We start from the raw sequence: 2,795 nt of genomic DNA, 5'->3' as shown, positions 1-2,795 counted from the left end.
GCTGTGGTCCGCCTCCGGCGCCGTGGCCGCCGCCGCGATCTCCACCGCCGCCGCGCCCCGCGCGGAGGGCGCCGAGGACGCGCCGGCCGACGGCGGCGCACCGTGGCCCCGCGGCCGTGCCCTGTGGACCCGCGACCTCGGCGCCACTCCGTACGGCGGCGCCCTCCTGCGCCACGGCGACGCCCTCTACGTCCACGACGAGGCCTTCCTCACCCGACTCGACCCCGCCACCGGCGCCGTCCGCTGGCAGCGGGACGCCGAGGGCGTCACCCAGGTCGTGCCGCACGGCACCGATGTCGTCCACGTCGTACGGACCGTGCCCGGCGCCGCGCCGGTCCTCGCCGCGCTCGACTCCGCCACCGGCACCACCCGCTGGGAGACCCGCGATCCGCGCGCGGAGGGGCTGCGCCCGCGCGCCTCGGCGCCGTCCGAGGACGACCGGCCGGAGGGCTCCCGGGGCCTGCTCGCGCTCGGTGACACGGTCGCGTGCCTCGTCACGTACGAGCCCTACGAGGGGCTCGGGGCCGCCGGGCGGGAGCGGCCCTGGCGGGCGTACGGCTACGACCCGGCGACCGGCGAGGGGCTCTGGTGCCACGAGGGGACGGCCGCCCCCGTGACGGCGGTGCGGCACGCGGGCGGCCGGTTCGCGGTCGCCGCCTCCGTCCCCGCCGCGTCGGGCAGGCCCGGGGAACGCGGCCCGCTCCATGTGCTGCGGGCCGCCGACGGCCGCGCGGAGACGACCGTCGCGGGCGGGGCGCCGCGCCCGGACGCCCACCCGGGGGCGAGCGGCACCGGCTACTTCGCGCTGGGCGAGGCGGTCGGCGCCGTCGAGCTGGCGACCCGGACGACCCTGTGGTCCCGGGGCGTGACCGGGTCGGTGTCGGTGACCCCGACGGCCACCGGCGGTCTGGTGCACGCCGGTTCGTACGCCGAGGTCAGCGCGCTGGACGCGGCGACCGGCCGCACCCGCTGGCTGCGCACCGACGTACGGCGGCTCGGCGCGGCGGCCGGCACACCGCCGCTGCTGAGCGAGGGGCGTCTGTACGTCACCGGGCCCGAGCCGGGCAGCGACCGGCTCGCCCTGGGCGGCCCGGAGTGGGGGCTGCACGCGCTCGACCCGGCGACCGGCGAACTGCTGTGGGCCGTGCCCTTCGAGGGCGGCGGGGAGGCGCGCGGCGGCGCGGCGGGAGGAGGGCTGGTGCATGTGTGCGCCGGCTCGGTCCTCACCACCTTCCGGGGCCCGGAAGGGCCCGGCTGACGGATCCGCGGGCCGCCGCGGATCCGCCGCGCGTCCGGCCGGGCGCTCAGCGCGGCTGGCGGCGCCACGGGCCGGTGATGGCGAGCATGATGCCCGGCTCCTGGATGTTGGCGAACAGCGTCCGTCCGTCGGGCGAGAAGGTCACCCCGGTGAACTCGCTGTACTCCGGCTCCTGTTCGGTGCCCTGGTTCAGCTCGTTGCGGGCGATGGGGTACGTACGCCCGGAGTCGGTGGCGCCGAAGAGGTGCTGGACGCCCTCGCCGTCCTCGGCGATGACCAGACCGCCGTACGGCGAGACGGTGATGTTGTCCGGGCCGTCGAAGGCGCCGTCCTTGCCGGGTTCGGCGTTGACGCCGAGCAGCACCTTCAGGGTGAGGGTCCGGCGGCGCGGGTCGTAGAACCACACCTGGCCGTCGTGCTGGACCGGGGACTCGTCACGGGCGTACGAGGAGACGATGTAGGCGCCGCCGTCGCCCCACCACATGCCCTCCAGCTTGCGGGCGCGGGTGACGTCCCGGTCCGCGAACTGCTTGCGTACGGAGGCGGTGCGGGCGTCGCGGTCGGGCACGTCCACCCAGTCGACCCCGTACACCGTGCCGATCGCGGTGGCGCGCGAGAGGTCGTCGACGAACCGGCCGCCCGCGTCGTGGCACTTGGGGGCCTGGAGCACCCCGGCGTCGTCGGCCAGGGTGCGCAGCCGGCCGCGGCCGTGCTTGAAGCCGTGCGGCGGGGTCCAGCGGTAGAGCAGGCCGTTGGGGCCGGAGGCGTCCTCGGTCAGATAGAGGTGGCCGCGCCGGGGGTCGACGACCACGGCCTCGTGGGCGTACCGGCCGAGCGCCTTGACCGGCTTGGGGGCGCGGTTGGCGCGGCGGTCGCAGGGGTCGACCTCGAAGACATAGCCGTGGTCCTTGGTCATCCCGTTGGAGCCGGCCTTGTCCTCGGTCTCCTCGCAGGTCAGCCAGGTTCCCCAGGGGGTGGCGCCGCCCGCGCAGTTGGTGGAGGTGCCGGCGATGCCGACCCACTCCGCGACCGGGCCGCCGTGCGGGTGCACCTCGACGACGGTACAGCCGCCGGACGCGGCCGGGTCGTACACCAGGCCCTCGGTGAGCGGCACCGGGTGCGCCCAGTTCTTGCGCGGGCCCTTCAGCTCGTGGTTGTTGACGAGCAGGGTGACCCCGCGCGGCCCCTCGAAGGCGGCGGTGCCGTCGTGGTTGGACGGGGTGATCTCGCCGGACTCCAGCCGGGTGACGCCGCTGTGGGTGACGATCCGGTACGAGAAGCCCTTCGGCAGCGCGAGTATGCCCCGGGGGTCGGGCAGCAGCGGCCCGTAGCCGGGCTCGTGGTGGTGGCCGTGCCCGGCGGCGCCGTGGACGTCCTCGGCGGCCAGCGCGCCGGGCGCCGTGGCCAGCGCCCCGACGGATCCGGTGAGGGCGACCCCGGCACCGGTGAGGGCGGAATTCCTGGCGAACTCCCTGCGGCTGAGCGACATCGGGTCTCCTGACGGGGTTGCGTGAAGCGGGGGGCGGGGTCAGGGTCC

2 protein-coding genes are annotated in these 2,795 nt (G+C 76.7%); one reads left to right on the top strand and one right to left on the bottom strand.

Going from position 1 to position 2,795, the window contains the following annotated elements; all coding sequences use genetic code 11:
- A partial coding sequence (locus ACJA3G_RS34505) for a PQQ-binding-like beta-propeller repeat protein (protein ID WP_406556976.1) occupies positions 1–1,258 on the top strand: 1,258 nt, incomplete at its 5' end.
- 46 nt (positions 1,259–1,304) lie between these two features.
- Here the strand turns inward: ACJA3G_RS34505 and ACJA3G_RS34500 are convergent.
- Entirely contained in the window at positions 1,305–2,747 is a 1,443-nt protein-coding gene (locus tag ACJA3G_RS34500; protein ID WP_406556975.1) for an alkaline phosphatase PhoX, read from the bottom strand.
- Between the last annotated feature and the right edge of the window lie 48 nt (positions 2,748–2,795).

Source organism: Streptomyces sp. YS-3 (assembly GCF_045257485.1).
In the GTDB taxonomy this organism is placed as follows: Bacteria; Actinomycetota; Actinomycetes; order Streptomycetales; family Streptomycetaceae; genus Streptomyces.
This window is presented reverse-complemented; position numbering and strand designations above follow the sequence as displayed.

Coding starts and splice junctions, on each gene's coding strand:
- ACJA3G_RS34500 (WP_406556975.1), bottom strand. CDS start 2,747: ATGTCGCTCAGCCGCAGGGAGTTCGCCAGGAATTCCGCCCTCACCGGT.